The sequence below is a fragment of the Pseudoduganella sp. jia 12 genome (genome assembly GCF_055502675.1).
In genome coordinates, this window is the sequence record NZ_JBUXKP010000002.1 from 347,668 (window position 1) to 373,090 (window position 25,423).

At 67.5% G+C, this 25,423-nt stretch carries 24 protein-coding genes; 14 read left to right on the forward strand and 10 right to left on the reverse strand.

All coding sequences use genetic code 11. The annotated features are described in order from the left end of the window. Positions 1 to 101: 101 nt before the first annotated feature. The 10 genes from ACY65G_RS04610 to ACY65G_RS04655 form a co-directional block, all read right to left on the reverse strand. Positions 102 to 3,335 carry a DUF6701 domain-containing protein gene (locus ACY65G_RS04610; RefSeq protein WP_464996178.1) on the reverse strand — a complete coding sequence of 1,078 codons (3,234 nt, stop codon included), beginning with the start codon at positions 3,333 to 3,335 and terminating at the stop codon, positions 102 to 104. Between the two features lies 1 nt (position 3,336). Continuing rightward, positions 3,337 to 3,771 (reverse strand): agglutinin biogenesis protein MshP, encoded by a 435-nt coding sequence (locus tag ACY65G_RS04615; protein WP_464996179.1) that lies wholly within the window; start codon positions 3,769 to 3,771, stop codon positions 3,337 to 3,339. Next, the gene (locus ACY65G_RS04620; RefSeq protein WP_464996180.1) at positions 3,768 to 4,604 is read right to left on the reverse strand and encodes a prepilin-type N-terminal cleavage/methylation domain-containing protein; all 837 of its coding nucleotides are present in this window, start codon (positions 4,602 to 4,604) and stop codon (positions 3,768 to 3,770) included. The genes ACY65G_RS04615 and ACY65G_RS04620 overlap by 4 nt, the downstream gene beginning before the upstream one ends. Positions 4,605 to 4,606: 2 nt before the next feature. Then, entirely contained in the window at positions 4,607 to 5,194 is a 588-nt protein-coding gene (locus ACY65G_RS04625; RefSeq protein WP_464996181.1) for a prepilin-type N-terminal cleavage/methylation domain-containing protein, read from the reverse strand. A gap of 44 nt (positions 5,195 to 5,238) precedes the next feature. Beyond that, the gene (locus ACY65G_RS04630) at positions 5,239 to 5,808 is read right to left on the reverse strand and encodes a prepilin-type N-terminal cleavage/methylation domain-containing protein (protein WP_464996182.1); all 570 of its coding nucleotides are present in this window, start codon (positions 5,806 to 5,808) and stop codon (positions 5,239 to 5,241) included. A 23-nt stretch (positions 5,809 to 5,831) separates the two neighbouring features. Then, positions 5,832 to 6,272: a prepilin-type N-terminal cleavage/methylation domain-containing protein gene (locus ACY65G_RS04635; RefSeq protein ID WP_464996183.1), complete on the reverse strand. Its 441-nt coding sequence runs from the start codon at positions 6,270 to 6,272 to the stop codon at positions 5,832 to 5,834. Positions 6,273 to 6,364: 92 nt separating this feature from the next. Then, positions 6,365 to 6,811: a pilus assembly FimT family protein gene (locus ACY65G_RS04640; protein ID WP_464996184.1), complete on the reverse strand. Its 447-nt coding sequence runs from the start codon at positions 6,809 to 6,811 to the stop codon at positions 6,365 to 6,367. A 71-nt stretch (positions 6,812 to 6,882) separates the two neighbouring features. Beyond that, a complete protein-coding gene (locus ACY65G_RS04645) occupies positions 6,883 to 7,398 on the reverse strand; it encodes a type II secretion system protein (RefSeq protein ID WP_464996185.1) in 516 nt (171 codons plus the stop codon). A 16-nt stretch (positions 7,399 to 7,414) separates the two neighbouring features. Continuing rightward, the gene (locus ACY65G_RS04650) at positions 7,415 to 8,641 is read right to left on the reverse strand and encodes a type II secretion system F family protein (protein WP_464996186.1); all 1,227 of its coding nucleotides are present in this window, start codon (positions 8,639 to 8,641) and stop codon (positions 7,415 to 7,417) included. Continuing rightward, a complete protein-coding gene (locus ACY65G_RS04655; RefSeq protein ID WP_464996187.1) occupies positions 8,641 to 10,344 on the reverse strand; it encodes a GspE/PulE family protein in 1,704 nt (567 codons plus the stop codon). Before ACY65G_RS04655 ends, ACY65G_RS04650 begins: the two co-directional genes overlap by 1 nt. A 170-nt stretch (positions 10,345 to 10,514) precedes the next feature. Here ACY65G_RS04655 and ACY65G_RS04660 point away from each other — a divergent pair, with 170 nt between their 5' ends. The 14 genes from ACY65G_RS04660 to ACY65G_RS04725 all read left to right on the forward strand — a co-directional run bounded on the left by ACY65G_RS04660 (position 10,515) and on the right by ACY65G_RS04725 (position 25,240). Then, entirely contained in the window at positions 10,515 to 11,282 is a 768-nt protein-coding gene (locus tag ACY65G_RS04660; protein ID WP_464996188.1) for an ABC transporter ATP-binding protein, read from the forward strand. Position 11,283: 1 nt separating this feature from the next. Then, the gene (locus tag ACY65G_RS04665; protein WP_464996189.1) at positions 11,284 to 12,210 is read left to right on the forward strand and encodes an ExeA family protein; all 927 of its coding nucleotides are present in this window, start codon (positions 11,284 to 11,286) and stop codon (positions 12,208 to 12,210) included. 101 nt (positions 12,211 to 12,311) lie between these two features. After that, positions 12,312 to 14,237: a pilus (MSHA type) biogenesis protein MshL gene (mshL, locus tag ACY65G_RS04670; RefSeq protein ID WP_464996190.1), complete on the forward strand. Its 1,926-nt coding sequence runs from the start codon at positions 12,312 to 12,314 to the stop codon at positions 14,235 to 14,237. Next, complete coding sequence (locus ACY65G_RS04675) at positions 14,234 to 16,066, forward strand: tetratricopeptide repeat protein (RefSeq protein WP_464996191.1); 1,833 nt, start codon at positions 14,234 to 14,236, stop codon at positions 16,064 to 16,066. Before mshL ends, ACY65G_RS04675 begins: the two co-directional genes overlap by 4 nt. Positions 16,067 to 16,071: 5 nt before the next feature. Beyond that, positions 16,072 to 17,766: a GspE/PulE family protein gene (locus ACY65G_RS04680; protein ID WP_464996192.1), complete on the forward strand. Its 1,695-nt coding sequence runs from the start codon at positions 16,072 to 16,074 to the stop codon at positions 17,764 to 17,766. Between the two features lies 1 nt (position 17,767). Next, entirely contained in the window at positions 17,768 to 18,973 is a 1,206-nt protein-coding gene (locus tag ACY65G_RS04685; RefSeq protein WP_464996193.1) for a type II secretion system F family protein, read from the forward strand. 1 nt (position 18,974) lies between these two features. Continuing rightward, entirely contained in the window at positions 18,975 to 20,549 is a 1,575-nt protein-coding gene (locus ACY65G_RS04690; RefSeq protein WP_464996194.1) for a hypothetical protein, read from the forward strand. Then, positions 20,546 to 21,205 (forward strand): hypothetical protein, encoded by a 660-nt coding sequence (locus tag ACY65G_RS04695; RefSeq protein WP_464996195.1) that lies wholly within the window; start codon positions 20,546 to 20,548, stop codon positions 21,203 to 21,205. Before ACY65G_RS04690 ends, ACY65G_RS04695 begins: the two co-directional genes overlap by 4 nt. Next, positions 21,202 to 21,642 carry a hypothetical protein gene (locus ACY65G_RS04700; RefSeq protein ID WP_464996196.1) on the forward strand — a complete coding sequence of 147 codons (441 nt, stop codon included), beginning with the start codon at positions 21,202 to 21,204 and terminating at the stop codon, positions 21,640 to 21,642. The genes ACY65G_RS04695 and ACY65G_RS04700 overlap by 4 nt, the downstream gene beginning before the upstream one ends. A 28-nt stretch (positions 21,643 to 21,670) precedes the next feature. After that, positions 21,671 to 22,387 carry a hypothetical protein gene (locus ACY65G_RS04705; protein ID WP_464996197.1) on the forward strand — a complete coding sequence of 239 codons (717 nt, stop codon included), beginning with the start codon at positions 21,671 to 21,673 and terminating at the stop codon, positions 22,385 to 22,387. 17 nt (positions 22,388 to 22,404) lie between these two features. Beyond that, positions 22,405 to 23,127 carry a prepilin-type N-terminal cleavage/methylation domain-containing protein gene (locus tag ACY65G_RS04710; RefSeq protein WP_464996198.1) on the forward strand — a complete coding sequence of 241 codons (723 nt, stop codon included), beginning with the start codon at positions 22,405 to 22,407 and terminating at the stop codon, positions 23,125 to 23,127. 18 nt (positions 23,128 to 23,145) lie between these two features. Beyond that, positions 23,146 to 23,907 carry an ABC transporter permease gene (locus ACY65G_RS04715; RefSeq protein WP_464996199.1) on the forward strand — a complete coding sequence of 254 codons (762 nt, stop codon included), beginning with the start codon at positions 23,146 to 23,148 and terminating at the stop codon, positions 23,905 to 23,907. Further along, positions 23,907 to 24,608: a hypothetical protein gene (locus ACY65G_RS04720; protein ID WP_464996200.1), complete on the forward strand. Its 702-nt coding sequence runs from the start codon at positions 23,907 to 23,909 to the stop codon at positions 24,606 to 24,608. Before ACY65G_RS04715 ends, ACY65G_RS04720 begins: the two co-directional genes overlap by 1 nt. A 53-nt stretch (positions 24,609 to 24,661) precedes the next feature. Beyond that, positions 24,662 to 25,240 carry a prepilin-type N-terminal cleavage/methylation domain-containing protein gene (locus ACY65G_RS04725; protein WP_464996201.1) on the forward strand — a complete coding sequence of 193 codons (579 nt, stop codon included), beginning with the start codon at positions 24,662 to 24,664 and terminating at the stop codon, positions 25,238 to 25,240. The last annotated feature ends 183 nt before the right edge of the window (positions 25,241 to 25,423 follow it).

Consider the following 25,423-nt stretch of genomic DNA (forward strand, 5'->3'; position numbering starts at 1 on the left):
GCGAGACTCGCGGTGAACCATCCAGTATCTTGATTATATTCAAGGTACCTGCCTGTTCCGGTAGCAAAAAGCTATTTTTGCCTGTTTTTTTATGGCGATTTTCAGTAGATTTCGCGCAGATACGTATAGGGTCTCTTCGACACCGTGCCATAGGTGAGCACGCCCTGGGCGCTCGGCAGCCAGCCCAGGCTTTCCAGCCACATGTACACGGAGCCGCTGCTGCCGGTTCCGGGCGCCACCAGTTTCACGGTTCCCTTGCCGTTCGTGATCGTGCCCACCGTCGCCCGATCGACCACCGGCGCCAGCTTGCAGGCGGTGGCCCCTCTCAGGTTCGTGCAGCCCGAGAATTTCACGTCGGCCGTTGGCCTGAATGACGACGAAGAGTCCGTGACCGAGTCGTACCAGCCAGCCACGCCGTTCAGCGTGCCGAAGAACTGCGGACTGATCTCCACGTCCACCGCCTGCGCCGCCGAGGCCGATACGTCCGGCACCCACAGGCGCCCCGCCGCCACGCGGATGCCGCCTTCGACGGCCGCGGCGCGCCGCGATGTCGTCTGGTCGGTTCCGCTGCTTTCGGCGGCGCGCAGGTAAACCGAGACCGGCTGTGGCCAGTTGTTGGCAGTCGGCGCTGCGCGCGTGAACGCCAGCGCGGCCGGGAACGTGTACGTGGCAGTCACATTGGCGACGCCCGCATCGAACGCGCTGGCGGACACCACCGTGCCGGACAGGAGCGATTTGACCGTGCCCGCCAATGGCGCATCCTGTGCCGTGCCGCCATTCGGTGCCTTCCACGCGCTCAACAGCACGTTTTGCGCCAGGTCGCGGCGGTAGTTCTGCACGACTGCCCCCTTGCTGTTATAGGCCTTCACTTCCACCTTGAACGGCTGGCCGGCATAGGCCATCGTCGAGATCTCCACGGACGGCACCGTGGTGCTTGTGGGATCGGCCGGGCATTGCGCAGCGGGCGCGCACGTCATCGGCCCGGTGACGAACGTCCTGAAATGGTCCGGGTAGAAGCGGCCCACGTTGATCGTGGTGCCGGTCACGTCGCCGGTGCCCAGGTAGGAACCGGTCTTCTTGCCCTCGGCGATATCCGTCGCGGTCATTGCCAGCATCGATTCGACCTTGATGACGCCCAGGTCGTCGAACACGAAAGCATTGCCGGTGGCGACGCCGCCCACGAAGGCGCCGAAATCGCCATCGAGGCCCACCTCCTTGCGGTCATCGTCAGGACTGCTGTCGGGAACCATCGCATCGATCGGCGAGCCGTCCGCCGTCGACGCGGGAAAAACGCGTAACCTGAGTTTCTCGGGCTCGGACTCGCGGCCGAAATTCGGCGCCGGCGTGTTCAAGCCCTGCATCAGCGCGCGCACGGTCATCGTAAACGGCGTGCCGGCGGGCACGAAGCGCGGATCGGTCGCGCTGGCGGGATCGCCGGCCTGGTTGGTCCTCGTCGATCCCGCCAGGGAAATGGCCGGCGTCTGCAGCAGCAGTTTTTCCGGGCGCGACACGAAGGCGCCCGTGGAACCCAGGCGCGCCTGGTTGTCCGTGACGAACAGTTCGATGCGGCCGACATCCTGGTAGCGCAGCAGGAAATCCGTGGGGTCGCGCTCGGTCTGCGCCGTGGTGGCCTTGCTGGACGGCGATCCGCCGGGGAACAGGATATTGCTGGCCGAGCTCCAGGCGGTGGAATTCTGGGCCGGGATCACGCCGCCCGCCGCGCACAGCGGCAGCGTGACCGTGCTGCTGCGCAGCGCATACGTGCCGCGCACGCCGGCATTGGTGCTGGGATCGTGGCAGCTCATCGCAAAGCGCATCGGCAGCGTTAGATCGGTGCTTGCCAGCGCGGTGGGCACGTTCTTCACCACGTAGGTGATGTGCGTGCTCAGGTCCGTGTTGGCCGGCATGTGTTCCAGCTGAAGGGGCTTGCACGGCTGGTTCGGATGGCCGAACGGCTTGTTGTGCTCGCATTCCCCTTCGGTGAAGATGAACACCGGGGTGAACGCCTGGGCCCCGATGCGGGCGCTGACGGTGGACGTGTCGTTGCCGTCGTAGTAGTCGAACAGCTTGCCCGCCACGGTCACGCCGAACGAGACGAGGCCGCTGGCCGAGGCGGCCGGCGTGACGGTCAGCTTGAGCGGCGGCAGCGTCGTGTTGGTCTTGACGAGGCCGGTGTACGTACAGGTGAGCAGCTGGCCCGCAGCCGCGCAGCGCCAGTTGGTGCCGACCGGTTCGTTGGGGTCGAAGATCAGTGCCCCCGGCAAGGTACCGATGACGGTCAGCGGCCCGCCCTCGTCCATCGGCCCGTTGTTGACGACGCTGATCGTGTACGTGGTGGCGACGGACGGCACCAGGGAGCCGTCCAGCGTCATCGTCACGCCGCGGTCGGTGGCCGGCACGTTCGGCGCGGCGATCACCTCGGCATTGAGCAGCACGAGGTCCGAGCCGGACGTGTACGACGTCTTGGCCGATTTCTGGCCGCTGGCGATCACGGGCGAGCGCACGGTGTAGACATCGAAATCGAGGCCGTAGGAATACTGGTCGCCGTTGACGCTGGAGACGGAATTGAACTGGTTGCCCGTCGGGTTCAGCGTATCGGTCTGTTCCACGCCGTTGAAGCGCAGCGTTTCGCCGCCGCCGGACAGCGTGGTATCGCCTTCCCACGTGATATGGCCCACCCGGCCGGTCAGGTTGCCGATCGGATTCGGGGTCTGGAAATTGGCCAGCGTCAGCTCCACGGACGAATTGCGGATGTACTGGAAGCCCTCGTAGACATTGAGCACCCGGAAAGTTTCCGCGGTGTTGTTGTTGCTGTAGATGACCAGCAGCTGGAACCCGCCCAGCACCCCCTGCACGGCGCAGAACAGGTCCTTTGAGATCGTCAGGCCGCTGGCCGTATAGTTGCCGTTGCCCTTTGCCTTCACCTGGTCGGTCACGTCGGCCGCCCCGCCGAAGTAGTCATAGCCCACGGTGCCGGACTCGAACTGGCGATTCGGTGGCGCCGTGATCGACTTGCCGTCGAAGGTGACCGTGTAGTCCGGATTGCTGCCGGAGCCGGCCCAGTACAGGTAGGCCGCCAGCACCGTGCCGGTCGTCGGGATGCCGGACAGGTTCATGGTCACCGACGAAGCGGTGGCGCAGGCATCGAAGCCGTTCGACCTGGTGCGCAGGGTCTTTTGCGTGCCGGTCATGTTGATGTTGCCGGCAAAGCTCTTGAACAGCACGATCGGCGTATCGGCCAGCGCGGGCATGGGGGCCAGTACCAGCGGCAGCAGCAGGCCCGCCGCGCGCGCGGCGCGGCGCAGGAACGTCATCGGTCTTTGCATCGTCTTCATGTCAGATCACCACCTGCATTACGCGCTGCACGTAATCGGTACCCGGCGCGTTGTTCGGGCATGTGCCACCGGCCGGCTGGTTGCAGGCCGTGGCGGTGATGCGCGTTTGCCACAGCGTCGTCGTACCGTCCTGCATCACGTTGCTCGCCCGTACGCACGTTACGGAAACGGTCATCGCACCCAGCGCGCCGGGTGCCGTGAAGGTCACGTCGGCGCACGTTTCGCTGTTTTGCAGGAACTGGTACAACCCGTATTCGATACCCGTGCGCGCCGCTTCATAGGCGCGCGTGCCCAGCAGGTCGACTGCCGCGGCCTGCCGCTGCGTGGTGGCGACGGTGACGACCGCCGCGCCGATCCCGGACAGCACCACCAGCAGGAAGATGGCGGTAACGATGCTGACGCCGCGGCTGCGGCTGAAGCGACGGACGAATGTCATGTGGGATTGTCCAGTTGGGTCTGGCGCACCAGCTGCGCCCGCTCGCCGTTGGCATGTTGCAGCGACAGCACCATCGTCATCAGCGAGCCGGCATTCTGTCCTCGCAATACGGTGTTGCTGAAGATGCAGCCAGCGATCTTGTCGGTCAACACGGCGCCGGCCCCCAGCGCGCCCATGCCGGCCGACAGGTTGGTGGCGTTGAAGAAGCGCTGCAGCGTGCCGCCGCCGTTGGCGCCGGGCGTGCAGACATAGGTGACCTTGCCGGTGGCGACCTGGAATGCAAAGACGGGCGACTGCTTCGCGAAGTAGTTGGCCTGCAGCGTGATGCGGCTGCCGTTCACGGCGGCCACCCGCGAGATATTGTCGGCACCCGCGCCGAACGCATAGGCATTGGAGGGCATGAACTGGGTGTTGCCGATCACGATATAGTCGCCCGGCACGATCGCCTGCCGGCCGGCCGGCGCGGTGCCGACCATGTCGAACACGGTGGTGCCCCCGACGAAATCGAGCGGTTTCAACGTGGCCGGGGGATTATTCGAAATGTCGATGTAGCGCCCCCCGGTTTTCGTCAGCAGGAACTGGATCGCCAGCCCGCCGTTGTAGTCCGCGACCGTGTGAGGCACCGCTAGGCGCAGTTCGCGGGTCATGCGGCGCAACGCCAGGTCGGCCGAATCGGCCATTTCGGCGCGCGCCTGCAGGTCGATACTGTTCTTGACGGGCAAGCGGATGAAGATCGCCACCGTACCGGCAATGATGCCGGTGATGACGATCACCACGATCGCTTCCACGAGCGTGAAGCCGCGCGCCCTGGCTTGTGGTAGTCGGTTCTTCATCGTCATCCGTTCGGCGCGTAGCGGGTGCGCCAGCTTTCCAGCGTCACGGCATCCGTGCCATAGGTCACCGTCACCTCGATGCGCAGCGCCGCGCCGGCGGGGATCGCGGCGCCGGCCGGGCCGAAGGCAACCGGCGTGATCTTCACGGTCGCGGCATAGCCTGCGGGGAATGGCGTGCCGATAACGTCCGTGGTGTACGCCTGTTCCACGCCGTATGTAACGATGTAGTCGTTGACGTTGTCGAACGGCCGCAGCCCCCCGCCAGCTTCCTGGTTGGGGCCTTCCGCCACCGCGCACCCGGCGGCCGACGTGGCGGTCAGGTAGGCGGGGTCGTTGAGGTCGCACCATGTGATGTGCGCCGCGCGGATCTCGTCGACGAGGCTTTCGGCGATGGCCATCGCCTGTTTCTGCCGGATCGGGTCGGCGCTGGAGCGGGTCGTCAGGCTGATCACGCCGAGCACCCCGACGACAGCCACGCCGACGATGACGATGAACATCACCAGTTCGACCATCGTCAGGCCGTGCTGGCGCCGGTGCGGCATCGCAGCCTTCATCGGCGCGGTCAACTTCGCGGTCGTCTCCGCAGTCATCGGCGCCGTCGTCTCCGCAGTCGTCTCCGCAGTCATCTCCGCAGTCATCTTGTGAACCCCGTTTCCGGTTCCACGAGCGTCGTCGCGCTGGCCCCGCCGCCACTGACCGTGATCGCCAGCCTGGCGACGAACGTGCTGGTGACGGCGCCGTCGTTCGCGTTGAACGGCTTGCCGGCGGGGTCGAAGAAAAACGGCGGCACCGCGCTGATCGTCAAGCCGTTCGGCACGCCTTCGCATGCCCAGTCGGCCAGGTTGCCGCAGCGCGCCAGCGTGGTGGCCCGTGCGCTGTTGCTGCGCGATGCCGGCACCATCTTGCCGGTGCAATTTGCGTCGTAGCACACCGCCACGCTGGCGCCATCGAGGCGCACGAACACGTTGCGGTTCTGCGCGATGGCCTGCTTTTGCGCATAGCGCACCAGGGCCGTGACCTGCTGGGAAAAGCCGGCCGCGTCGAATGTCTGCCGGTCGAAGAAACGGGGTGCGGCGAGGGCGCCAAGGATGCCGATGAGCACCAGCACGATGATCAGTTCCACCAGCGTAAACCCGCGCTGCCTGGAACGCAGTCCAGGCAGGCGGCAACGCAAGGGAAAGCCCGACAAGGGGCAGGCAGGCATGATGGTGTGGGCCGGCACCGGCATCAGCAGGCGGTCACCGCGGGCGCCGCGCCCAGTTTGCCGGTGGCGGGGGTGTAGGTGAAGACGCACGTTGCCTTGTCCGGATCGGCAACCGTCGTCAGCGTGCTGGCAGCAACCGTGAAATCCGCCGGGTCGAGGCCGGCCGCCGTGGCAATCATGTTCCCCTCCAAATAGCCTCCCGCATGGACCTTGACGGTCGTGCCATCGATCGTGACGGTACGGGAAGCAGTATCGCCGTTCACCAGCAATTTGCCGCGCACCATTGCCACGGCGCTGGCCACGGCGCCGCGCGCGGTGACCATCTTGGCATGGCGCGCCTCGGCGCCCATGTCGGCAAACCGGGGCAGCGCGGTCGCGGCGAGAATACCGAGGATGACGATCACGGCGATCAGTTCGATCAGCGTGAAACCGCCCTGGACAGGCGCTTGTCGGGGTCGCATCATGGCTTCAGGAGAGGGTCAAATGCAATCCGGCAACCGGTAGGTCGCCCCGCGGTTGCCGGATGAGGCGGCCAGTTGGCCGCCACGTATGCAGATCAGCAGACGGCGTCGGCTGCCACGGCGCTGACTGCGCCGGTCGATGGATCGTACGTGAACGAACACGTGGTTTTCTTCTTGTCGGCGATCTTGACAGGGGCGGTGCCGGTGACTTCGTAGTCAACCGTCGAATCCAGCCCAGCGATGTTCGCGATGCTGGCAGCGGTCGGGTAGCCCTTCGCCGCGTCCACGGCATACGGGGTTCCTTCCAGCGTCACAGTGGCGGCAGTGCTGCCAGTCACCATCCATTGCGCGCGGGCCAGTGCCACGCCGCTCGAGACGGCACCGCGTGCCGCGTTCATCTTGGCGCGGCGGGCGTCGCTGCCCATGTCCGCGAATTTCGGCAGCGCCGTGGCGGCCAGGATGCCCAGGATGACGATCACGACGATCAGTTCGATGAGGGTGAAGCCGCCTTGGCCGCGAGTGGATGCTTGATTGAATTGCATGAAAAACTCCAACGTAACAAAAAAGAATGTGTGTGTGACGGAAGCGACACAGTGTGCGTATTACATTCTGTTCAACCGTCTACCTGGTGGAGGGCAACGCTCAGCTTTGGCGATTTTGCTGATGAATCTGCTGGCGTTCCTGGCGGCTTGGCGTTGTTCGTGGGCAAGCAAAGTGATTCTACACGGAAACTCCACCTTGAATGGATCCTCCCTGAAAAAGTTTTGTTGCCGCTGAACAAATACACAAGATTCCGTTGTTTTCTGTCGAAAAACCAGCTGCCCGGCGGGACGTTTGTTACATCAGCTTGATCTATTTCGCCACGATACCCCGGTGGAGCATGTTCGAGGAGCGCGATTGGATTGCTGCCGACCAGGGTCTGCAGCGACGACAGATCGCCCTTCACGGCCGCTTCCATCGTCTTGCCGGCGAGCGCGGTACGCATGCTGGCTACCTGGTAGCGCACGCCGGCCAGCTCGGCCTCGGCATGGTAGCGGCGCACGTGATACAGCAACGTCGCGGCCAGCACGCCGAACACGATGGCGCACACGGCGAACTCGAAGCGGGTGATCCCGCGCTGGCGGCGCATGGCACCTCCCATGGCGTCAATGGAGGGCCGCGCGACCCAGGTTCCAGATCGGCAGGAAGATGCCCAGCGCCAGGATCAGCACCATCACGCCGAGGAACGTGATGAGGATCGGTTCGATCTGCGCCGCCAGCGTCTTCAGTTCATAGTCGACTTCACGCTCGTACATCTGGGCGATTTCGTCCATCAGGTCGTCCAGCGAGCCCGATTCCTCGCCCACGGCGATCATCTGCAGCACCACGGGCGTGAAGATACCCGCGGCGACCGAGGTGCGCAGGATACTCTCGCCCCGCTCCACGCTGTCGCGCATCTGGTCCACGCGCTGGCTCAGGTAGGCGTTGTCGACGGTCTGCGACACCACGGTCAGCGCCTGCACGATCGGTACCCCGCTCTTCGACGACAGCGCGAAGCTGCGCGCGAAACGCGACATGGTGGCCTTGTGGACGATCTTGCCGGCGATCGGCAGCTTCAGTTTCCAGCGATCCCAGCGCAATTGCCCTTCCGGCGTGCGCACCCAGCTGCGCAGCGCCATGGCCGCCGCCGCGCTGCCGCCGATGAGGACCCACCAGTACTCCTTGGTGAAATTGGACGTGGCGATCAGGATCCGCGTCATCAGCGGCAGCTCGGCATTGAACCCCTTGAACACGTCGACGAACTGGGGAATGACGAACATGTTGACGATGAACATCGCGATCACCATCGCGATCACGACGAACATGGGATAGCGCAGCGCGCTCTTCACGCGGCCGCGCATGTCGCGGTCGAATTCCAGGTGTTCGAACAGGCGCAGCATGACTTCATCGAGCCGGCCCGTCATTTCGCCGACGCGCACCATGGACAAATAGAAATTATTGAACACGGCGGGATGGCGCCGCATCGCCACCGACAGTTCGCGCCCCGCGTCGAGCGATTCGCGCAGGTCGCCGATCACTTTGCCGAAAGCCGGCGAGATCGCCGATTCCTGCAAACCCGCCAGGCCGCGCATGATCGGCACGCCGGACTTGAGCAGCGTGTACATCTGGCGCGAAAACAGCTGCACGTCCAGCGGCGTGACCTTCTTCTCGGTCAGCCGCGCCCACGTGCCCTGGCCGCCGCCCTTGGCGGGGGCGCGCGTGGGCGTGATCTCCACCGGCGTGGAGCCGGAACCCATCAGCTGGTCGGCCACGGCGGCCGGATCGACCGCTTCGAGCACGCCCTGCATCAGTTGCCCCTTCAGGTCGCGCGCCTTGTATGCGAAATAAGGCATCAATCCTCTTGCTGGTTACTGATCCGCATCGCCTCGGCGATCGTGGTGCGGCCCTGCACCACGAGCTGCACGCCATGGCGGCGCAGCGTGTGCCCCGCCATTTCCTTCGCCGCCGCCTTCAGGAAATGCGCCGGGTCGGGGTCGTTGGCGGCATCGACGACGGCGTTCGTCATTTCCAGCAATTCATACACGCCGGTCCGGCCCCGGTAGCCCATGCCGTTGCAGTGCGAACACCCCTTGCCGTGGAAATACTTGGCCATGTCGACCTTGTCGTTCAGTTCCAGGCTCAGCCATTCGCGCTCCGTCGGCGTAGGCGTGTACGGTTCCGTGCAGCTTTCGCAGATCACCCGCACCAGGCGCTGCGCCAGCACGGCCTGCAGCGAGCTGGCCACCATGTAGCGCGGCACGCCCATGTCCATCAGCCGCAGCGGCGTGCTGGCCGCATCGTTCGTGTGCAGGGTCGACAGTACCAGGTGGCCCGTCATGGCGGCGCGCAGGCCGATCTGCGCCGTTTCCTGGTCGCGCATCTCGCCGACCAGCACCACGTCGGGATCCTGGCGCAGCGCGGAGCGCAGCACGCGTGCAAAGCTCAGCTCGATCTTTTCGTTGACCTGCACCTGGTTGATGCCGGGCAGCCGGTATTCGACGGGATCCTCGACGGTGATGAGCTTTTTTTCCACCGAGTTCAGTTCGGCCAGCGCACTGTACAGCGTGGTCGTCTTGCCCGAACCCGTGGGGCCCGTGACCAGCACCAGGCCGTTCGGCCGCTGCACGATGGCGCGGAACTTTTCCATCAGCGGGCGCGGCATGCCGATCGCGTCCAGCCGCAGGTTCGTGCTGCCCTGCGACAGCAGCCGCATGACGATCGATTCGCCGTACTGCGTGGGCATGGTCGAGATACGCACGTCGATCCGCGTGTTCTTCACGCGCACGGCGAAGCGGCCGTCCTGCGGCAGGCGCTTTTCCGAAATGTCGAGCTCGGACATCAGCTTCAGGCGCAGCGCCAGCGCGGCGGCGATCTTGATGTCGGCCTGGGTCTGCAGGTGCAGCACGCCGTCGATGCGGAAACGGATATGCAGTCGGGCTTCCTGCGGTTCGATGTGGATGTCCGACGCGCGCACCTGCGCGGCATCGTCGAACACCGATTGCAGCAGTTTCACGACCGGCGCTTCTTCCAGCCCCGGGTTCGCCGCCAGCGCGCCGAAGTCGACGGAAACGTCGCCCATCTCCTGTTCCAGCTCGCGGGCCAGGTCCGTGATGTCTTCGGTGCGGCGGTAGATGCGGTCGATCGCGGCCAGCACCTCGGTCTCGTTGACGACGGCCAGCTCGACGTTCTGCCGGACGATCCGGGCGATCTCGTCGTACGCGAACAGGTCGGTGGGATCGGAAATACCGACCAGCATGCCCGTGTCGCGCTGTTCCAGCACGAGCGCGCGGAACCTTCGCGCCTGCGTTTCGGGCAGCAGGCGCACCAGGTCCGGATTTATATTGTAGAACTTGAGGTTGATGTACGGAATGTTCAGCTGGCGCGCCAGCGCGCCGGCGATCTGCTCTTCCGTCACGTAGCCGCTGTCGATGAAGACGCGGCCCAGCTTGCGCCCGCTGCGCTTCTGTTCCGCCAGCGCCAGGCCGAGCTGCTCCTCGGACAGCAGCTTCTGCTGCACCAGGATTTCCCCGAGCCTTACTTTTTCCGGCCTTGCCATAAGCGCGCTTCTCCCATTCTGCGATACGTCACCGATTTCACCCCAAGCAACCCAACCGCCGATTGTAGATCGAAATATTGCCCATAGGCTAGAAAATACCCGTCCCGCACTGGCGTGCGGCGTCGGTTCTTTGCTACAGTGACGGATCGTCAATGCAAAACCATCATCGAATGCCCGAACCCGCCTTGTGCTTCCGCCTTGTTGCCAGACGCCAGGGTAGCCGCGCCGTGCTCGACGGCGTCGACCTGGCGCTGGCGTCCGGCGAGATCCTGGGCCTGGCCGGCGTGAACGGTGCCGGCAAGACCACGCTGCTGCGCTGCCTGCTCGACTTCTGCGCGCCCGACAGTGGCGAGATCGCCATCTTCGGCGTGCCCCATGCGCGGCCGGCCGCCCGCCGGCCGCTGGCCTACCTTCCGGAACGGTTCAATCCGCCCGCGCACCTGACCGGCGCCGAATTCCTCGCCCATGTGCTGGCCCTGCACGGCCAGCGGCCGGACCCGGCCGCCACGCATGCGATGCTCGACGCGCTGGAACTCGATGCCGCCGCGTTGCGCCTGACCGCCCGCCACTACTCCAAAGGCATGACCCAGAAACTGGGCCTGGCCGCCACGCTGCTGCTCGACAAGCGCCTGTACGTGCTCGACGAGCCGGCCAGCGGCCTGGACCCGAAGGCGCGCGCGCTGTTCAAGCAGGCCGTCCTGGCAAGGCGCACGGCCGGTGCGGCCGTACTGCTCACTTCGCATGCGCTGGCCGACATCGGCGAGCTGTGCGACCGCATCGCCATCCTGCACGCCGGGCGCATCCGTTTCGCCGGCACGCCGGCGGAGTGCATCGCGCGGTTCGCGGCGGGGTCCACGGGTAGCGCCGATTCCGCCGACGCCCCTGGCATGGGCAGTGCCGGCGACCTCGAGCGCGCCTTCCTGAGCGCGGTCGCCTGACATGTACTTTACCCACTTCGGCCTGCGCCGGGCGCCGTTCTCGATCACGCCCGACCCCGCCTTCTTTTACGGCGGCAATACCCGTGGCGACATGCTGGCGGCCCTGCTGTACGCGGTCGCCCAGGGCGAAGGCATCGTCAAGGTCACCGGCGAGGTCGGCAGCGGCAAGACGATGCTGTGCCGGATGCTCGAGCGCCGCCTGCCGCCGCATGTGGACGTGCTCTGGCTGGTCAACCCCACGCTGGCGCCGGGCGAAGTACCCTTTGCGATCGCCGCCGAACTGGGGCTCGATGCGTCGGGCTGGCGCGGCGACCAGGTCCTGCGCCAGCTGAACGACGAACTGATCGCCCGGCACGCGGCGGGGCGGCAGGTGGTGGTGCTCGTGGAAGAAGCGCAGGCGATGCCGCTCGATTCGCTGGAAGCGGTGCGCCTGTTGACGAACCTGGAAACCGCGCGCCACAAGCTGCTGCAGATCGTGCTGTTCGGCCAGCCCGAGCTGGACGCCCACCTGGCCCTGCCGCGCATGCGCCAGCTGGCAGAGCGCATCACGCACAGCTTCTTCGTGCCCGCCCTGCCTCCCGACCAGGTGGGCGCGTTCCTGGCGTTCCGGCTGCGCGCCGCGGGCCATGACGAAGGGTCGCTGTTTACTGCCGCGGCAACGCGGCGCATCGCAAGCGCCTCACGCGGTATCATTCGTCGCATCAACATCCTCGCGGACAAGGCGCTGCTGGCGGCCTATGCGGACGACGCATCGGCCGTGCAGGAACGCCATGTGCGCCAGGCCGAACGCGAATGCGGATTCGCGCGCACCTCCCCGAAGCCACGTCCGGCGCGCCTCCTTGCCACAGCCATAACCGCAGCGGCAGCGGCCCTGGGCCTGGCGGCGCTGGCGATCGGGGCGTGGCTGGCATTGCCATCCATGCCCTGAGGCGAGGCGCGTATTTGCACATCCGTCCAATTTGTAAGATTATTATCGCCCCTGCAAACTCACTACCGGCAAACAGATCGATGAAGAAAGTCGCGGCAACCATGATTTGTTCCCTGCTCGGCGCATGCGCCGCGCCCAAGCTGCCCGTGTCGCCGGCCCACGTTACCGAGGCGCCGCGCGCGGCCGGGGCGATTCCCGACCCGGTGCAGCAGAGCGTCGCACTGCCGCCCCCGCAGCCGGCCAAGCGGGCCGAGACATTCAGCGTCACCGTGCACCGCGCGCCGGTCGAGTCGGTGCTGTTCGCGCTGGCACGCGATGCCGGCATGAATGTCGACGTGCATCCGGCCATCGCCGGCACGGTCACGTTGAACGCGCTCGACCAGACCTTGCAGCAACTGCTGGACCGGATCGCCAGGCAGGTGGACATGCGCTACGAGATCGATGGCGGCACGCTGCTGGTGTTGCCGGACGAGCCGCACTGGCGCAATTACCGCATCGATTACGTGAACATCGCGCGTGCCACGAACAGCAACGTCAGCATCGCCACCCAGATCTCGACGACGGGCACGCCGGGCGGGGCAACCGGCACCACGGGATCGAATACCGGCACGGGCACGATTTCCTCCGCCGGCAACGCGCTCGCTTCGGGCAGCAACAATTCGACGACGTCGGTGGCCAACCGGGCCGACAACAACTTCTGGTACAACCTCGAGAAGAACATCCGCGACATGCTGCGGCCGACGAACCTGAACGACCCGCTGGCCGACCCGCTCGCGCAATTGCGCGAACAGACGACCGCGATGAGCCAGCAGGCCCAGGGCCAGCAGCCCGGCCAGGCCATGGCGCCGGGCATTGGCCAGGGCGGCGGCCAGCAGCCCGGGCAGGCCGGCATGCCCGGCATGCCGCAGGGCGCCTACCAGCCGGCGTTCACGCCTGCCGGCGGTGCCACGCAGCCGGCCGATCCGAACTATCCCTATCCTGGCGCGCAGGCTTCGGCGGCGCAGGGGCGCGCGGCGGCACAGCGCGTCGCGCCATCCGTGATCGTCAATCCGGAAGGCGGCATCGTCACCGTGCGGGCCAGCAGCCGCCAGCACGACAAGGTGCGCGAATTCCTCGATACATTGCAGGCGTCGGCCAAGCGGCAGGTGATGATCGAGGCCACGATCCTGGAAGTGCGGCTGTCCGACCAGTACCAGCAGGGCATCAACTGGCAGCGCATGGCCAGCGGCGGCGCGATCTTCGGGCAGGGCAATCCCGACCTCGCGGTGAGGCCGCTGACCGGCACGAGTGCCATCGACGGCGGCATGTTCAGCCTCACCTACTTCAATCCGATGAGCGCCATCGGCAACATCAGCACGGCGATCCAGCTGCTGGAATCGTATGGCAAGGTGCAGGTGCTGTCGAGCCCGAAGCTTTCCGTGTTGAACAACCAGACGGCGCTGCTGAAGGTCGTCGACAACAGCATTTTCTTCACGGTGAAGGTCACCCCGGCCGTCACCAACTCCTCCGGCGGGGTGGCGTCGCCGGCCACGTATGAATCGCGGGTGGAAACCGTGCCGGTCGGCTTCGTGATGAGCGTGACGCCGCAGATCTCCGACGAGGGCGAAGTGACGCTGAACGTGCGGCCCACCATCACGCGCATCGTCGACGAGGTGGAAGACCCGAATCCCGAACTCAAGCGTGCCGGCGTGGTCAGCAAGGTGCCGGTGATCCAGGCGCGCGAACTGGAGTCGGTGATGAAACTGCACAGCGGGCAGACGGCCGTGATGGGCGGCCTGATGCAGGATTCCGTCGACAATGCCAAGGATGGCCTGCCCCTGCTGACGCGCGTCCCGCTGCTCGGCAACCTGCTGTCCTACCGCAACGAGAACGTGTCGAAGACCGAGCTGGTGATCTTCCTGCGCGCCGTCGTGGTGCGCGATGCCAGCATGGAAGGCGACTACAAGGATTTGCGTTATCTGCTGCCGGGCAAGGAACCGCTGAACCGGCAACCTTATGGATCCACTTCGCCGGGACAGTCGCGATGAGCCTTCTGATGCAAGCATTGAAGAAAGCCGAGCGCGCACGGCAAGGCGGCCTCCAGGAAGAGGACGTGCCGGACGGCGCGTACGAGACCGAAGCACGGCCGGGAGAGCGCGACAGCAAGCAGCCCGGCGAGCTCACGGACGACGGCGTTCCCGGCCCGCACGGGCCTGCCATGCCTGAGCCCTACGTGCCGGCATCGCCGGCGGGCGGGCCGCTGGAACTGAGCCTGGAGCCGCTCGACGAGCGCCCGGCGCCGGCACACACCGAGCCACCGGCACGCAACGAGCCGCCCGTGCGCACCGAGCCACCGGCTCGCAGCGAGCCGCCCGTGCGCAGCGAGCCGCCGCCGCCCATCCAGCCGGCCGTCGAAGCATCGCATAATCCGGTGCCGCCGCAAGCGCGCCACGAGGGCACGCGTCCCGCTGCCGATCCCGCGGACATTCCCGTCACCGATGCGCGCGCGGCGCCCCGCCCGGCCAGCGCGGGCATGGGCGAGCGCCGCGGCCCTGGCGCCCCTGAACGCCGGGCCATGCCGCGCACCGCAGGCGCGCAGGCCGACAAGGTGACCGGCATCGACTTGGGCCGGCTGCGCGTGGCCGGCCTGGGTGCCCTCCTCGTGATCGTTGCCGGCACGTTCAGCTACCTGTACTGGCAGGGCATCAGCGGCCCCGGGCCGGGTGCGAGCCTGCCGATGGTGCCGATGCCGCCGCCGAGCGCCACCGGCGCGACGGGTGCCCTCCAGGGCGGCGACGGCGGCATCGTCGTGCCCCCTGCCGGCCCACCGTTCGGGCCGCTCGGCGCGCTCGAAGCAGCCGACACCACCGCATTGCCGCAGTCGGCCGCCGCACCTGCGCAGCCGGCCATGCGCGAGCCGCCGGCTGCCACCCCGGCGGCGCCGGCGCGCGCTGCTGCTGCCGCACCGGCGGCGCGCGGCCAGCGCAACCAGCCCCCCGCCGGGCCGACACCGGCCGAGCTGGCCGCCATCGAAGACCCCGAGGTGCGCGCCGAAGCCATGCGGATCGCGGCCGAACAGGCCGATCGCGCGCTGCGCCAGCAATCCCCGGGCGCCGGCATGCCCGCCGCCGATCCCGGGTTCGCCGCCGCGCCTTCTGCGCTGTCCGCATCGTCCTCGCCATCCGCTCCCGGCGGCGACGTGCAGGTGACGCGCAGCGCCTCCGTGCCCGGCATCAGTCCCGCCGTGCAGGCCGCCTATGCGGCCTTCGGCGCCGGCGACCTGGCGACCGCGCGCCAGCGCTATACCGCCGCGCTGCGCGACGACCCCAACAACCGCGACGCGCTGCTCGGCAGTGCGGCCGTCGCCCTGCGCGAACGGCGCAACGAAGATGCCGCCAGCCACTACAACCGCCTGCAGGCGCTCGACCCGAACGACGCCGACGCGATCGCCGGGCTGACCGCACTGCGGCCGGGAGGCGGTGGCGAGCGTGCGGAGATACAACTCAAGGGCGCCCTGCGCGGCAATCCCGACGCGGCGCCCGTGCACTTCGCGCTGGGCAACCTGTATGCGCGCCAGGGGCGCTGGCAGGAAGCGCAGGGTGCCTACTTCCGCGCCTGGACCGCGGCGCCCGCCAATGCCGACTATGCATTCAACCTGGCCGTGGGACTCGACCGGCTGAACCAGGGACGCCTGGCGCGCGATTACTACGCGCGTGCGCTTGCCCTGTCCGCCGGTGGCGGCGCCGCTTTCGACCGCACGGCCGCGCAGCGGCGGCTGCAGGAACTCGGCGGCACGGCGCCGGCCACGCCAGCCGCCGGGCCGGCACCTGCGCCGGCACCTGCGCCGCAGGCCACGCCGCCCGCCGCGGGGAACTGAGCACGATGGCGGAACGGGTCAAACAGCCGATCGGCAAGCTGCTGATCGACAAGGGCGTCATCAGCGAAGACCAGCTGCGCATCGCGCTTATCGAACAGAAGCGCGAGCGCGAACCGCTCGGCAAGCTGCTGGTGGGCATGGGCTTCGTGACCGAAGCCACGATCCGCGAAGCGCTGTCGGAAAACCTCAACACGCAGTCGGCGGATCTGAACAGCCTGGTGGTCGACGCGATCGCGTTGAAACTCATTCCCAAGGATGTCGCCAAGCGCTACAGCGTGTTTCCGATCGTGTACGAGCGCGACAAGGACAACCTCGTGCTGGCCATGTCCAATACCAGCAATATCGTGGCGCTGGACCAGATCCACGCGATGCTGGTCAAGGGCATCACGATCACGCCGCTGCTCGTCAACGATTCCGATATCGCGCGCGCGATCGACCAGTACTACGGATTCGAACTGTCGATCGACGGCATCCTGCACGAGATCGAAACGGGCGACGTATCGTACCAGGGCACGTCCGACGAATACAGCCACCCGATGGTGCGGCTGATCGATGCGCTGCTGGCCGATGCGGTGCAGAACGGCGCTTCCGACGTGCACTTCGAACCGGAGCAGAGCTTCCTGCGCATCCGCTACCGCATCGACGGCATCCTGCGCCAGATCCGCAGCCTGCACAAGTCGTACTGGCCGGCGATGGCCGTGCGGCTCAAGGTCATCTCCAACATGAACATCGCCGAGACGCGGGCGCCGCAGGATGGCCGCATCGCCATCAAGTTCTCCGGGCGGCAGATCGACTTTCGCGCCAGCGCGCAGCCCACCACGCACGGCGAAAACTTCGTGCTGCGCGTGCTCGACCGCCAGAAGGGCATCGTGCCGCTCGATGGACTGGGACTGGCCGAGCACGAGCTCGACCTGCTGAGACTGATGATCGCGCGGCCGGACGGCCTGATCCTCGTGACCGGTCCCACCGGCAGCGGCAAGACCACCACGCTGTATTCGATCCTGAACCATATCAACACGGAGGGCGTCAACATCATGACGCTCGAAGACCCGGTCGAATACCCGATGAACATGATCCGGCAGACGTCGGTCAACGAGTCGGCCAAGCTGGGCTTCGCGGACGGCATCCGCTCGATCCTGCGCCAGGACCCGGACGTGATCCTGGTCGGCGAGATCCGCGACAAGGAAACGGCCGACATGGCGCTGGCCGCCGCCATGACGGGCCACCAGGTGTACTCGACGCTGCACACCAATTCGGCCGTGGGCGCGATTCCCCGGCTGCTGGACATCGGCGTCATCGCCGATGTGCTGGCGGGGAACATCATCGGCATCATCGCCCAGCGCCTCGTGCGCCGCCTGTGCATGCACTGCAGGGAAGGGAGCGAGGCGGATGAGCTGGAACGCCGGCTATTGGGCCTGGACGAGGAGGATGCGCCTGCGACCATCTACCGGGCAGTGGGCTGCCAGCGCTGCGCCCACCAGGGCTACAAGGGCCGCGTGGCGATCCTGGAGCTGCTGAAGATGAACGCCGAACTCGATGAACTCGTGGCGCGCCGCGCCGCGGTGCGCGAGCTGCGCGCCGCCGCCCGCGCGGCCGGCTTCCGCTCGCTGGTCGACGACGGCATGCGCCGCGTGCTGCAGGGCGTGACCACCATCGAGGAGATCTCGCGCGTGGTGGACCTGACCGACAGGCTGGCCTGACATGCCGCAGTATATCTACCGCGCGATGGATGCGGCCGGGCAGATCGTGCCGGGCAACATGGACGCGCTGAACGTGCCCGACCTGGAACTGCGCCTGCACCGCATGGAGCTGGACCTGATCGACTACCGGCAGTCGCGCCAGAAAGTGATCGCGTTCGGCCGACGCAGCATCGACCGCCGCGACCTGATCAACTTCTGCTTCCACATGGAGCAGATGGCCAGCGCCGGCGTGCCGATCCTCGACGCCCTGAACGACCTGCGCGAATCGATGGACCATCCGCGCTTCCGCGAGATCATCACCGACCTGATCGAGAACATCGAGGGCGGCGTGCCGCTGTCGGATGCGCTGGACAACTACCCCGAAGCGTTCGACAGGACGTTCACGAGCCTGGTGCGGGCCGGCGAGGAAAGCGGCAAGGTCAACGAAGTGTTCCGCAACCTGGCCGACAGCCTGAAATGGCAGGACGAGCTGGCCGCGCAGGCGAAGAAGATCGTCACGTATCCCGCCATCGTCTTCGTGGTGGTCACGGCCGTCACGTTTTTCCTGATGATCTACCTGGTGCCGCAGCTGACGAGCTTCATCCGCAACATGGGCCAGGAACTGCCGCTGCACACGCGCGTGCTGATCGCCGTGTCGAACGTGTTCATCGACTACTGGCTCCTGCTGCTGGCCGCGCCGCTCGCACTGTGGTTCGGCGGCCGCTGGTGGCTGCGGCGCAACGAGCGCGCCGCGTTCGCGTTCGACCGCGTCAAGTTGCGCGCCTGGCCGGTGGGCCCGGTGCTGCACAAGATCATCCTGGCCCGCTTTGCCACGTTCTTCGCGATGATGTATGGCTCGGGCATCACCATTCTGGAATGCATCCGGCTCTCCGAGGGCATCGCCGGCAACCGCGCGGTGGCGGCGGCGCTGCGCCGCGTTGCCCAGCTCATTTCCGAAGGCCACAGCGTCAGCGGCGCCTTCGGCCACACCGGCCTGTTTCCGCCGCTGGTGGTGCGCATGCTGAAGGTGGGTGAGGCCACCGGGGCGCTCGATGGCGCCCTGCGCAACGTGGCGTACTTCTACAACCGCGAAGTGCGCGAACAGATCGAACGGGTACAGGCCATGATCGAACCGACCATGACGGTGGTGCTCGGCCTGCTGCTGGGCTGGATCATGCTGTCCGTGCTCGGCCCGATCTACGACACGATCTCCGCGATCAGGATCTGACATGTTGGCGAAACAGCTTTTCTACCTCACCAGCGACCAGCTGCATGCCTGGCAATTGCAGCGCAACACGCTGATCGGCCCTCGCATCTTCCCTGCCACGCGGGCCGGGCTGAACGATTTTCTGGCCTACCTCGACGCGCATGGCAGCCGGCCCTGCTACCTGTTGACCGACCTGATCGAGGAGGACTACACGCGCCTGCTGCTGCCCCACGTGCGCGGCCGCGCGGGGCGCACGCTGCGCGAGCGGCGCCTCACGCAGCATTACCGCGACACGCCTTACCGTTCCGCCATCGTGCAGGGGCGCAGCACCGAGGGCCGGCGCGACGACGAAGTGCTGTTCACCGCACTGACCAACCCGCTGCTGCTGACGCCGTGGGTGGACGCCATGGAGCTGATGCAGACACCCCTTGCAGGCATCTACTCGTGCGCCATGCTGGGCCGCGAAGTGCTGCAGCGGCTGTCGATACGGCACGGCCACGTGCTGCTGGTCAGCTGGCATACGGGCGGCTTGCGCCAGACCTATTTCCGCAGCGGCATCGTGAAGTTTTCACGCCTCGTGCAGGCCAAGCCCGAAGATCAGGCCGTGGACGCATTCGCGGCGCATACAGGCAGGACGCAGCAATTCCTGCACAGCGTACGGCTGCTCGACCGGGGCGACGTGCTGCACGTGGTGGTGCTGGCGGCCGCGGACCAGGTGGATGGCCTGGTCGCCACCTGCGAGAACGGCGCGGAAACGATCTACCACATCGTGCCGCTCGAAACGGCGGCGACGGCGCTCGGCGTGTCCCCGTCGGCGCCGGGCGTACCGGCCCACGTGGCCGAACCGATGCTGCTGTCGCTGCTCGGCCGGCATGCGCCGGCCAGCCACTTCCCGACCGGGGACGCGGGAAATTATTACCGCCTGCTGCAGGCCAGGCTGTCGCTCTATGCGTCCAGCGCGGTGCTGGCGACGGCCGGCGTGATCTGGTCGGTCCTGAACCTGGCCAGCTACGCGCTGGCGCACGACAGCGCCGCGGCGTTCCGATCCGAAACGGCACATTACCGGGCCAATTACGCCCGCAGCATGTCGAGCATGCCGCCCGCGGCCGACAAGACGGCGAACATGCGCGCCGCCGTGTCGATCGAACGCACGGTCGTGAAGCAGGGGCCGTGGCCGATGGCGATGATGAGCATGGTCAGCACGGCGCTCGAAGGGTCGCCGCAGATCCGCATCCTGCAGCTCGACTGGAAAGCCGTCGTGCCGGGCGCGGCGAGCGGCCCGGCTGCGGACGCCGGACCCGGCACGCCGGCCCTCGCCGCGCCCACCTCGTCGCTCGCGCTGGGCATTCCCAAGGCGCCACCGCAAACGCTGCGCGTGCAGGCCGAGGTGCTGTCGGCGCCGGATGACTACCGCAAGGTGCTGGGCGCGATGAACGCCTTCGCGCAGCGGCTGGCGGAAATGCCGAACATGTCGGTGGAGATCGTGCAGCTGCCGTTCGACATCCGCCCCACCGTCAAGCTCTCCGGCGCGGTCGGCGCCCCCGTCCCCGGCCAGGGGCAAAACAAGTTCACACTGGACATGACATGGAATCCATGAGTTCCCGCTCCCCCGGGCAGTCGGGCCGGGCACTCCTGCCGCTGCCCTTCTGGGTACGCGACTTCGCGCTGATCCGGCCGGCCGTCACCACGTTCGTCATCACGGCGGGCATCAGCTTCACCTGCGTGCTGGCGAGCCACCTCCAGCTCGGCCAGGCACGCCGGGATGAGCAGACGGCACATGCCCAGCGCGACGCCGCGCGCAGCCGCTTCCTCTATGCGGAGTCGGAAAAACAGGAGATCCGCGCCTACCAGCCGCTGTTCGTCGACCTGCGCCGCCGCCACTTCGTGGGAATGGAAAACCGCCTCGACTGGGTCGACGCGATCCGCAGGATCAACGAGAACCGCCGGCTCTTGCCGCTGACCTACGAGATCGATCCGCAGCAGCCCTACAAGCTCGAAGGCAAGCTGGCTACCGGCGACTACCAGTTGCGCGGCAGCCGGATGACCCTGCACATGGACATGCTGCACGAGCTGGACCTGTTCCACTTCCTGGGCGACCTGCGCCAGCATGGCGTGTTCACCGTGGAGCAGTGCACGCTGCGGCGCACGGCCAGCGCGGAGGCCGGCGCCAGGCCGGCTACCCTGTCGTCCGACTGCACGCTGAACTGGCTGACGCTGACCCCGGGCCCGCGGGCCGGCGGAGCGGCCCGATGATGTCACGCCCCGGAATTCCGCGCCCCCTTGCCGTGCTGCTGGCCGTCGTCGCCGCGGCCGCCCTGCCGCACGCCGCCGCCCAGTACAGGGAACCGGCCCTCGGGCGCCTGTTCACGACGCCGGAAGAGCGGATGAGCCGGGAACGCAACCGCGACACCACCCCGGCCGTGTCCACGGAAACCAGCGCGCCGCCGCTGACCGATCCTGCGGCACTGGCCCCGCCAATCGCCCCGCCCGCACCCGTGCGCCTGACCGGCGTGGTACGCCGCAGCGACGGCCGCGCCACCATATGGATCGACGATGAACCGCATCAGACCACGCTGCGCCGCTATCGCCCCGGCAACCCGGTCTCCATCGACACGCCGGCCGGAACGGTGCTCGTCAAGCCCGGCCAGAGCTACGACCCGAACAATGGCGCCGTCCGGAATCCGCGCTGATTTGCGCCCATTGCGCCCATTGCGCCCATTGCGCCACCCCCGCCGCCAGCAAGGCGCCGCCCTGCTGATGCTGCTGGCCGTGAGCAGCGTGGGCTTTGCCGCACTGCTCATCTCCGCGTTCGGTCGCAGCGACGTGGAACGCGTGCGGGAACGGCGCACGCTGGCCGTGCTTGCCCAGGCCAGCGATGCGCTGGTCGGCTTCGCCAGCACGCATGGGCGCCTGCCGCGGCCGGCGGTATCCGCCGTCGACGGGCGCGAGCGCGGCGAATCCTGCGACAGCGAGGCCGATTGCAGTGGTTTCCTGCCCTGGGTCGCGCTGGGCGTCGACGGCGCCGACAGCTGGGGCAAGCGGCTGCGCTACAGCGTCACGCCGGAATACACCATCGCCCCGATCCGCCGCCTGTCGGCCGTCGCGACGAAGCGGGTGCAAACGCGCGACGGCAACGGCGCCCTGCGCTACGAGCTTGGCCAGGAGGAATGCCTGATCTACGCGCAATGCGCGCCGGCCGTGGTGTACTCGCATGGCCGCAACAACCTCGGCACCAGCATTGCCGGGCTGTCCCAGGCCAATGGCGCACCGAACAACCTCGACGAAATCGCCAACGACCGCGCCACCACCGGCTTCGTCCAGCGGGCCGCTTCCGCTGATCCGGCGGTGGCGGGCGGCCCGTTCGACGACCTGCTCGTAGCGATTCCCCTTCAGACGCTGTACGACAGGATGGCCGCGGCGCGCACGCTGCCCTGACCCCGACAACACCGCCAATGAAAACCGCCCCGAAAACCACTTTCAATACCCGAGGATTCACCCTGGTCGAGATCTCGATCGTGCTCGTCGTCGTCGGCCTGCTGATCGGCGGGCTGATCACGCCGCTGTCCACCCAGCTGGACCAGCGCCGCGTGGCCGATACCCAGCGCGCGATGGAAGAGGCGCGCGACGCGCTCGTCGGCTTCGCGGTACGCAACGGCCACCTGCCCTGCCCCGCCATCTCCGCGGCGGACGGCCTGGAAGACCGTGACGGCGGGCGCTGCAGGAATGAGCGCCGCGCCGGCTTCCTGCCATGGGCCACACTGGGCATGCCCAAGCTCGACAGCTGGCACCGCGTGTACCTGTACAGCGTGAGTCCCGGCTTCGCCGACAGCGCATTGCGGTTCCGGCTGGCGACGCCGCGCGACATCACGGTGGCCACGCGCGATGCGGCGGGCAACCTGGTGGCGGCCACGGCGCTGAACGATATTCCCGCCGTGATCGTCTCGACCGGCAAGAATGGCCATGGCGGCTTCTCGGACCTGGGCGTGCGCGCGCTCGATGCCGGGACCGGCAATGTCGATGAGAAAGCCAACCTGAACCCGGCCGGTACGGCCTATATCGCGCGCGGCGCCAGCGACAACCCGGCAGGGCCGGGCGGCGCTTACGACGATCTCGTGGTGTGGCTGTCGCCGAACATTTTGTTCAACCGGATGGTCGCCGCCGGCCGCCTGCCATGACGGTTGAGCGGAGCTGATATGGGCGCAGCCATCCTGGCGATCGCCACCGGCACATTGAAGGAAGCGCTGCGCAGCCGGCTGCTCTGGCTGCTGGCCGCGCTGGCGCTCGGTGCCGTCGGCCTGGCCGGCTTCCTCCAGGCGGTGCTGCCGGCAGGGAGCCGCGCCACGAACACGGCGTTGCTCGCCGCACTGCTGCGCCTCGCCGGCGCCGGCATGGTGGCGATCTTCGCGGTGACCGCCATCGTGCGCGAATACGGCGACAAGCAGGTGGAGCTGATGATCGCGCTGCCGTACCCACGCGCGACATGGCTGCTCGGCCGGCTCGCCGGCTGCGGCCTGCTGGCGCTGCTGCCGGCCGCCGTGGCCGGCCTCCTGGTCGCCAGCGCGAGCCCGCCCGCGCAGGCGGCACTGTGGGCCGCCTCGCTGCTCTGCGAGTTGTGGATCGTGGCCGCCTTCGCCGTGTTCTGCACGCTCTCGCTGCAGCACGCGCTGCCGTCGCTGTGCGCCACGGCCGGCTTCTACCTGCTGGCGCGCAGCGTGACTGCCTTGCAGGTGGCCGGCCACGGCACGCCCGGCGACGCGGGCCAGCGCGCCATCGCGGCCGGCACCGAAGCGCTCGCGTTCGTGCTGCCACGGCTCGACGCGTTCGCCCGCAGCGAATGGCTGCTGTACGGCAGCGGCACCATGGCCGATGCCGGCTTCGTGGCCGGGCAGAGCGCCATTTACATCGTGTTGTTGGGCGCCTGCGCGCTGTTCGACCTGTACCGCAAGGAATTCTGATGGCCCGCCGTGCCCACGCCGGCATCGTTGCCCTGTTGCTCGCGGCGCTCGCCGCGCAGTGTGCGCTGCATGCCGTTGCGCCGCCGCCGGTGGCGTCGACGACCGCGTTGCCGCCCGCCCCGCCCGCCGCGGCGCTGCGCCTGGCCAGCCTGGGCGACGGCCCGGCAGCGGCCCGGCTCGTGCTGCTGTACCTGCATGCGTTCGATGCCGGCATGCCCTTGCGCGAACTCGACTACGATCGCGTGGCGGGCTGGCTCGAGGCGGCGCTGGCGCTCGACCCGCACAGCCGCCAGCCGCTCGTGGCGGCGCAGGTGTATGCCGCCGTGGCCGATCCCGGCCGCGTGCGCACCATGCTCGGCTTCGTCGAGCGGGCCTTCGCCGCCGATCCGGCGCGCCGCTGGCCGGAGATGGCGCAGGCCACCCTGGTTGCCCGCCACCGGCTGCATGACATGGTACTGGCGCGGCGTTATGCGCAGGCGATCCGGCAGCGCGCGCCGGCGGCGCCGGCCTGGGCGCGCCAGCTCGAACTGTTCATCCTGCAGGACATGAATGAGCTCGACAGTGCACGTGCCGTTGCCGGCGCCCTGCTGGCCGGCGGCACGATCACCGATCCCGCCGAAGTGCGCTTTCTCGAGAGCCGGCTGCGGGAACTCGAGAAAGCGCAAGGCGAGGCGCACCGCAGCAGCGGGCAGATGCGTTAACGGCACCGGCGCTGTAAGATGCTGACAGTGCCAAGCATCAAGGAGTATCAATCTTGCAACCCATTTCCACACTGCGGCGCCAGCGCCGCGCGCACGGCTTCACGCTGGTCGAGATCGCGATCGTGCTCGTCATCATCGGCCTGCTGCTGGGTGGCGTGCTCAAAGGCCAGAGCCTCATCGACAATGCCAAGGTAAAGAACGTGATCCAGCAGTCGACATCGCTGCAGGCGGCCGTCAATGCCTACCAGGACAAGTTCCGCGCGCTGCCCGGCGACGATGCGCAGGCCACCGCGCATGTACCGGGCACCAGCGGCAACGGCAATGGCGACGGCCAGATCGCCGAATACCAGCTCGCCCCGCAGCACCTGGCGCTCGGCGGTTTCATCACCGGTTCGTTCAATGGCACCACCGATTTCATGACGAGCGCGCACGGCGGCGCCGTCTATGTGTACAACGACGTGGTGGCCGGCCGCGGCGGCAACGGCATCCGCTTCGACAACTTGCCCGACAGCTTCGCCGAACAGCTCGACGCCAAGCTCGACGACGGCAAGCCCGACACGGGTGCCGTGCGGGCAACGGGGCCCTACACGAACAACGGCACGATCGTCACGCGCACGGCCGTGTTCTTCTGAGGTACGTAAAAACGGGCCTGGGCTGCGCCGCAAACTGCCGCGGATGATGGCCGACATCCCAGGGCGCCAGCACCACAGGCATACCGCCCAGGCTCCCAATCGCCGACATTATCGACGAGCCGTCGTTCCCCCAGGATCCCCGCCTCCTCGCATACTGGGTACGGCGCGTCGCCAGGTTATCGT

Coding starts and splice junctions, on each gene's coding strand:
- ACY65G_RS04620 (WP_464996180.1), bottom strand. CDS start 4,604: ATGAAGAACCGACTACCACAAGCCAGGGCGCGCGGCTTCACGCTCGTG.
- mshL (WP_464996190.1), top strand. CDS start 12,312: ATGATTTGTTCCCTGCTCGGCGCATGCGCCGCGCCCAAGCTGCCCGTG.
- ACY65G_RS04695 (WP_464996195.1), top strand. CDS start 20,546: ATGAGTTCCCGCTCCCCCGGGCAGTCGGGCCGGGCACTCCTGCCGCTG.
- ACY65G_RS04655 (WP_464996187.1), bottom strand. CDS start 10,344: ATGGCAAGGCCGGAAAAAGTAAGGCTCGGGGAAATCCTGGTGCAGCAG.
- ACY65G_RS04680 (WP_464996192.1), top strand. CDS start 16,072: ATGGCGGAACGGGTCAAACAGCCGATCGGCAAGCTGCTGATCGACAAG.
- ACY65G_RS04700 (WP_464996196.1), top strand. CDS start 21,202: ATGATGTCACGCCCCGGAATTCCGCGCCCCCTTGCCGTGCTGCTGGCC.
- ACY65G_RS04650 (WP_464996186.1), bottom strand. CDS start 8,641: ATGCCTTATTTCGCATACAAGGCGCGCGACCTGAAGGGGCAACTGATG.
- ACY65G_RS04635 (WP_464996183.1), bottom strand. CDS start 6,272: ATGATGCGACCCCGACAAGCGCCTGTCCAGGGCGGTTTCACGCTGATC.
- ACY65G_RS04685 (WP_464996193.1), top strand. CDS start 17,768: ATGCCGCAGTATATCTACCGCGCGATGGATGCGGCCGGGCAGATCGTG.
- ACY65G_RS04640 (WP_464996184.1), bottom strand. CDS start 6,811: ATGCAATTCAATCAAGCATCCACTCGCGGCCAAGGCGGCTTCACCCTC.
- ACY65G_RS04630 (WP_464996182.1), bottom strand. CDS start 5,808: ATGCCTGCCTGCCCCTTGTCGGGCTTTCCCTTGCGTTGCCGCCTGCCT.
- ACY65G_RS04610 (WP_464996178.1), bottom strand. CDS start 3,335: ATGAAGACGATGCAAAGACCGATGACGTTCCTGCGCCGCGCCGCGCGC.
- ACY65G_RS04660 (WP_464996188.1), top strand. CDS start 10,515: ATGCCCGAACCCGCCTTGTGCTTCCGCCTTGTTGCCAGACGCCAGGGT.
- ACY65G_RS04665 (WP_464996189.1), top strand. CDS start 11,284: ATGTACTTTACCCACTTCGGCCTGCGCCGGGCGCCGTTCTCGATCACG.
- ACY65G_RS04720 (WP_464996200.1), top strand. CDS start 23,907: ATGGCCCGCCGTGCCCACGCCGGCATCGTTGCCCTGTTGCTCGCGGCG.
- ACY65G_RS04690 (WP_464996194.1), top strand. CDS start 18,975: ATGTTGGCGAAACAGCTTTTCTACCTCACCAGCGACCAGCTGCATGCC.
- ACY65G_RS04625 (WP_464996181.1), bottom strand. CDS start 5,194: ATGACTGCGGAGACGACCGCGAAGTTGACCGCGCCGATGAAGGCTGCG.
- ACY65G_RS04710 (WP_464996198.1), top strand. CDS start 22,405: ATGAAAACCGCCCCGAAAACCACTTTCAATACCCGAGGATTCACCCTG.
- ACY65G_RS04715 (WP_464996199.1), top strand. CDS start 23,146: ATGGGCGCAGCCATCCTGGCGATCGCCACCGGCACATTGAAGGAAGCG.
- ACY65G_RS04675 (WP_464996191.1), top strand. CDS start 14,234: ATGAGCCTTCTGATGCAAGCATTGAAGAAAGCCGAGCGCGCACGGCAA.
- ACY65G_RS04645 (WP_464996185.1), bottom strand. CDS start 7,398: ATGCGCCGCCAGCGCGGGATCACCCGCTTCGAGTTCGCCGTGTGCGCC.
- ACY65G_RS04615 (WP_464996179.1), bottom strand. CDS start 3,771: ATGACATTCGTCCGTCGCTTCAGCCGCAGCCGCGGCGTCAGCATCGTT.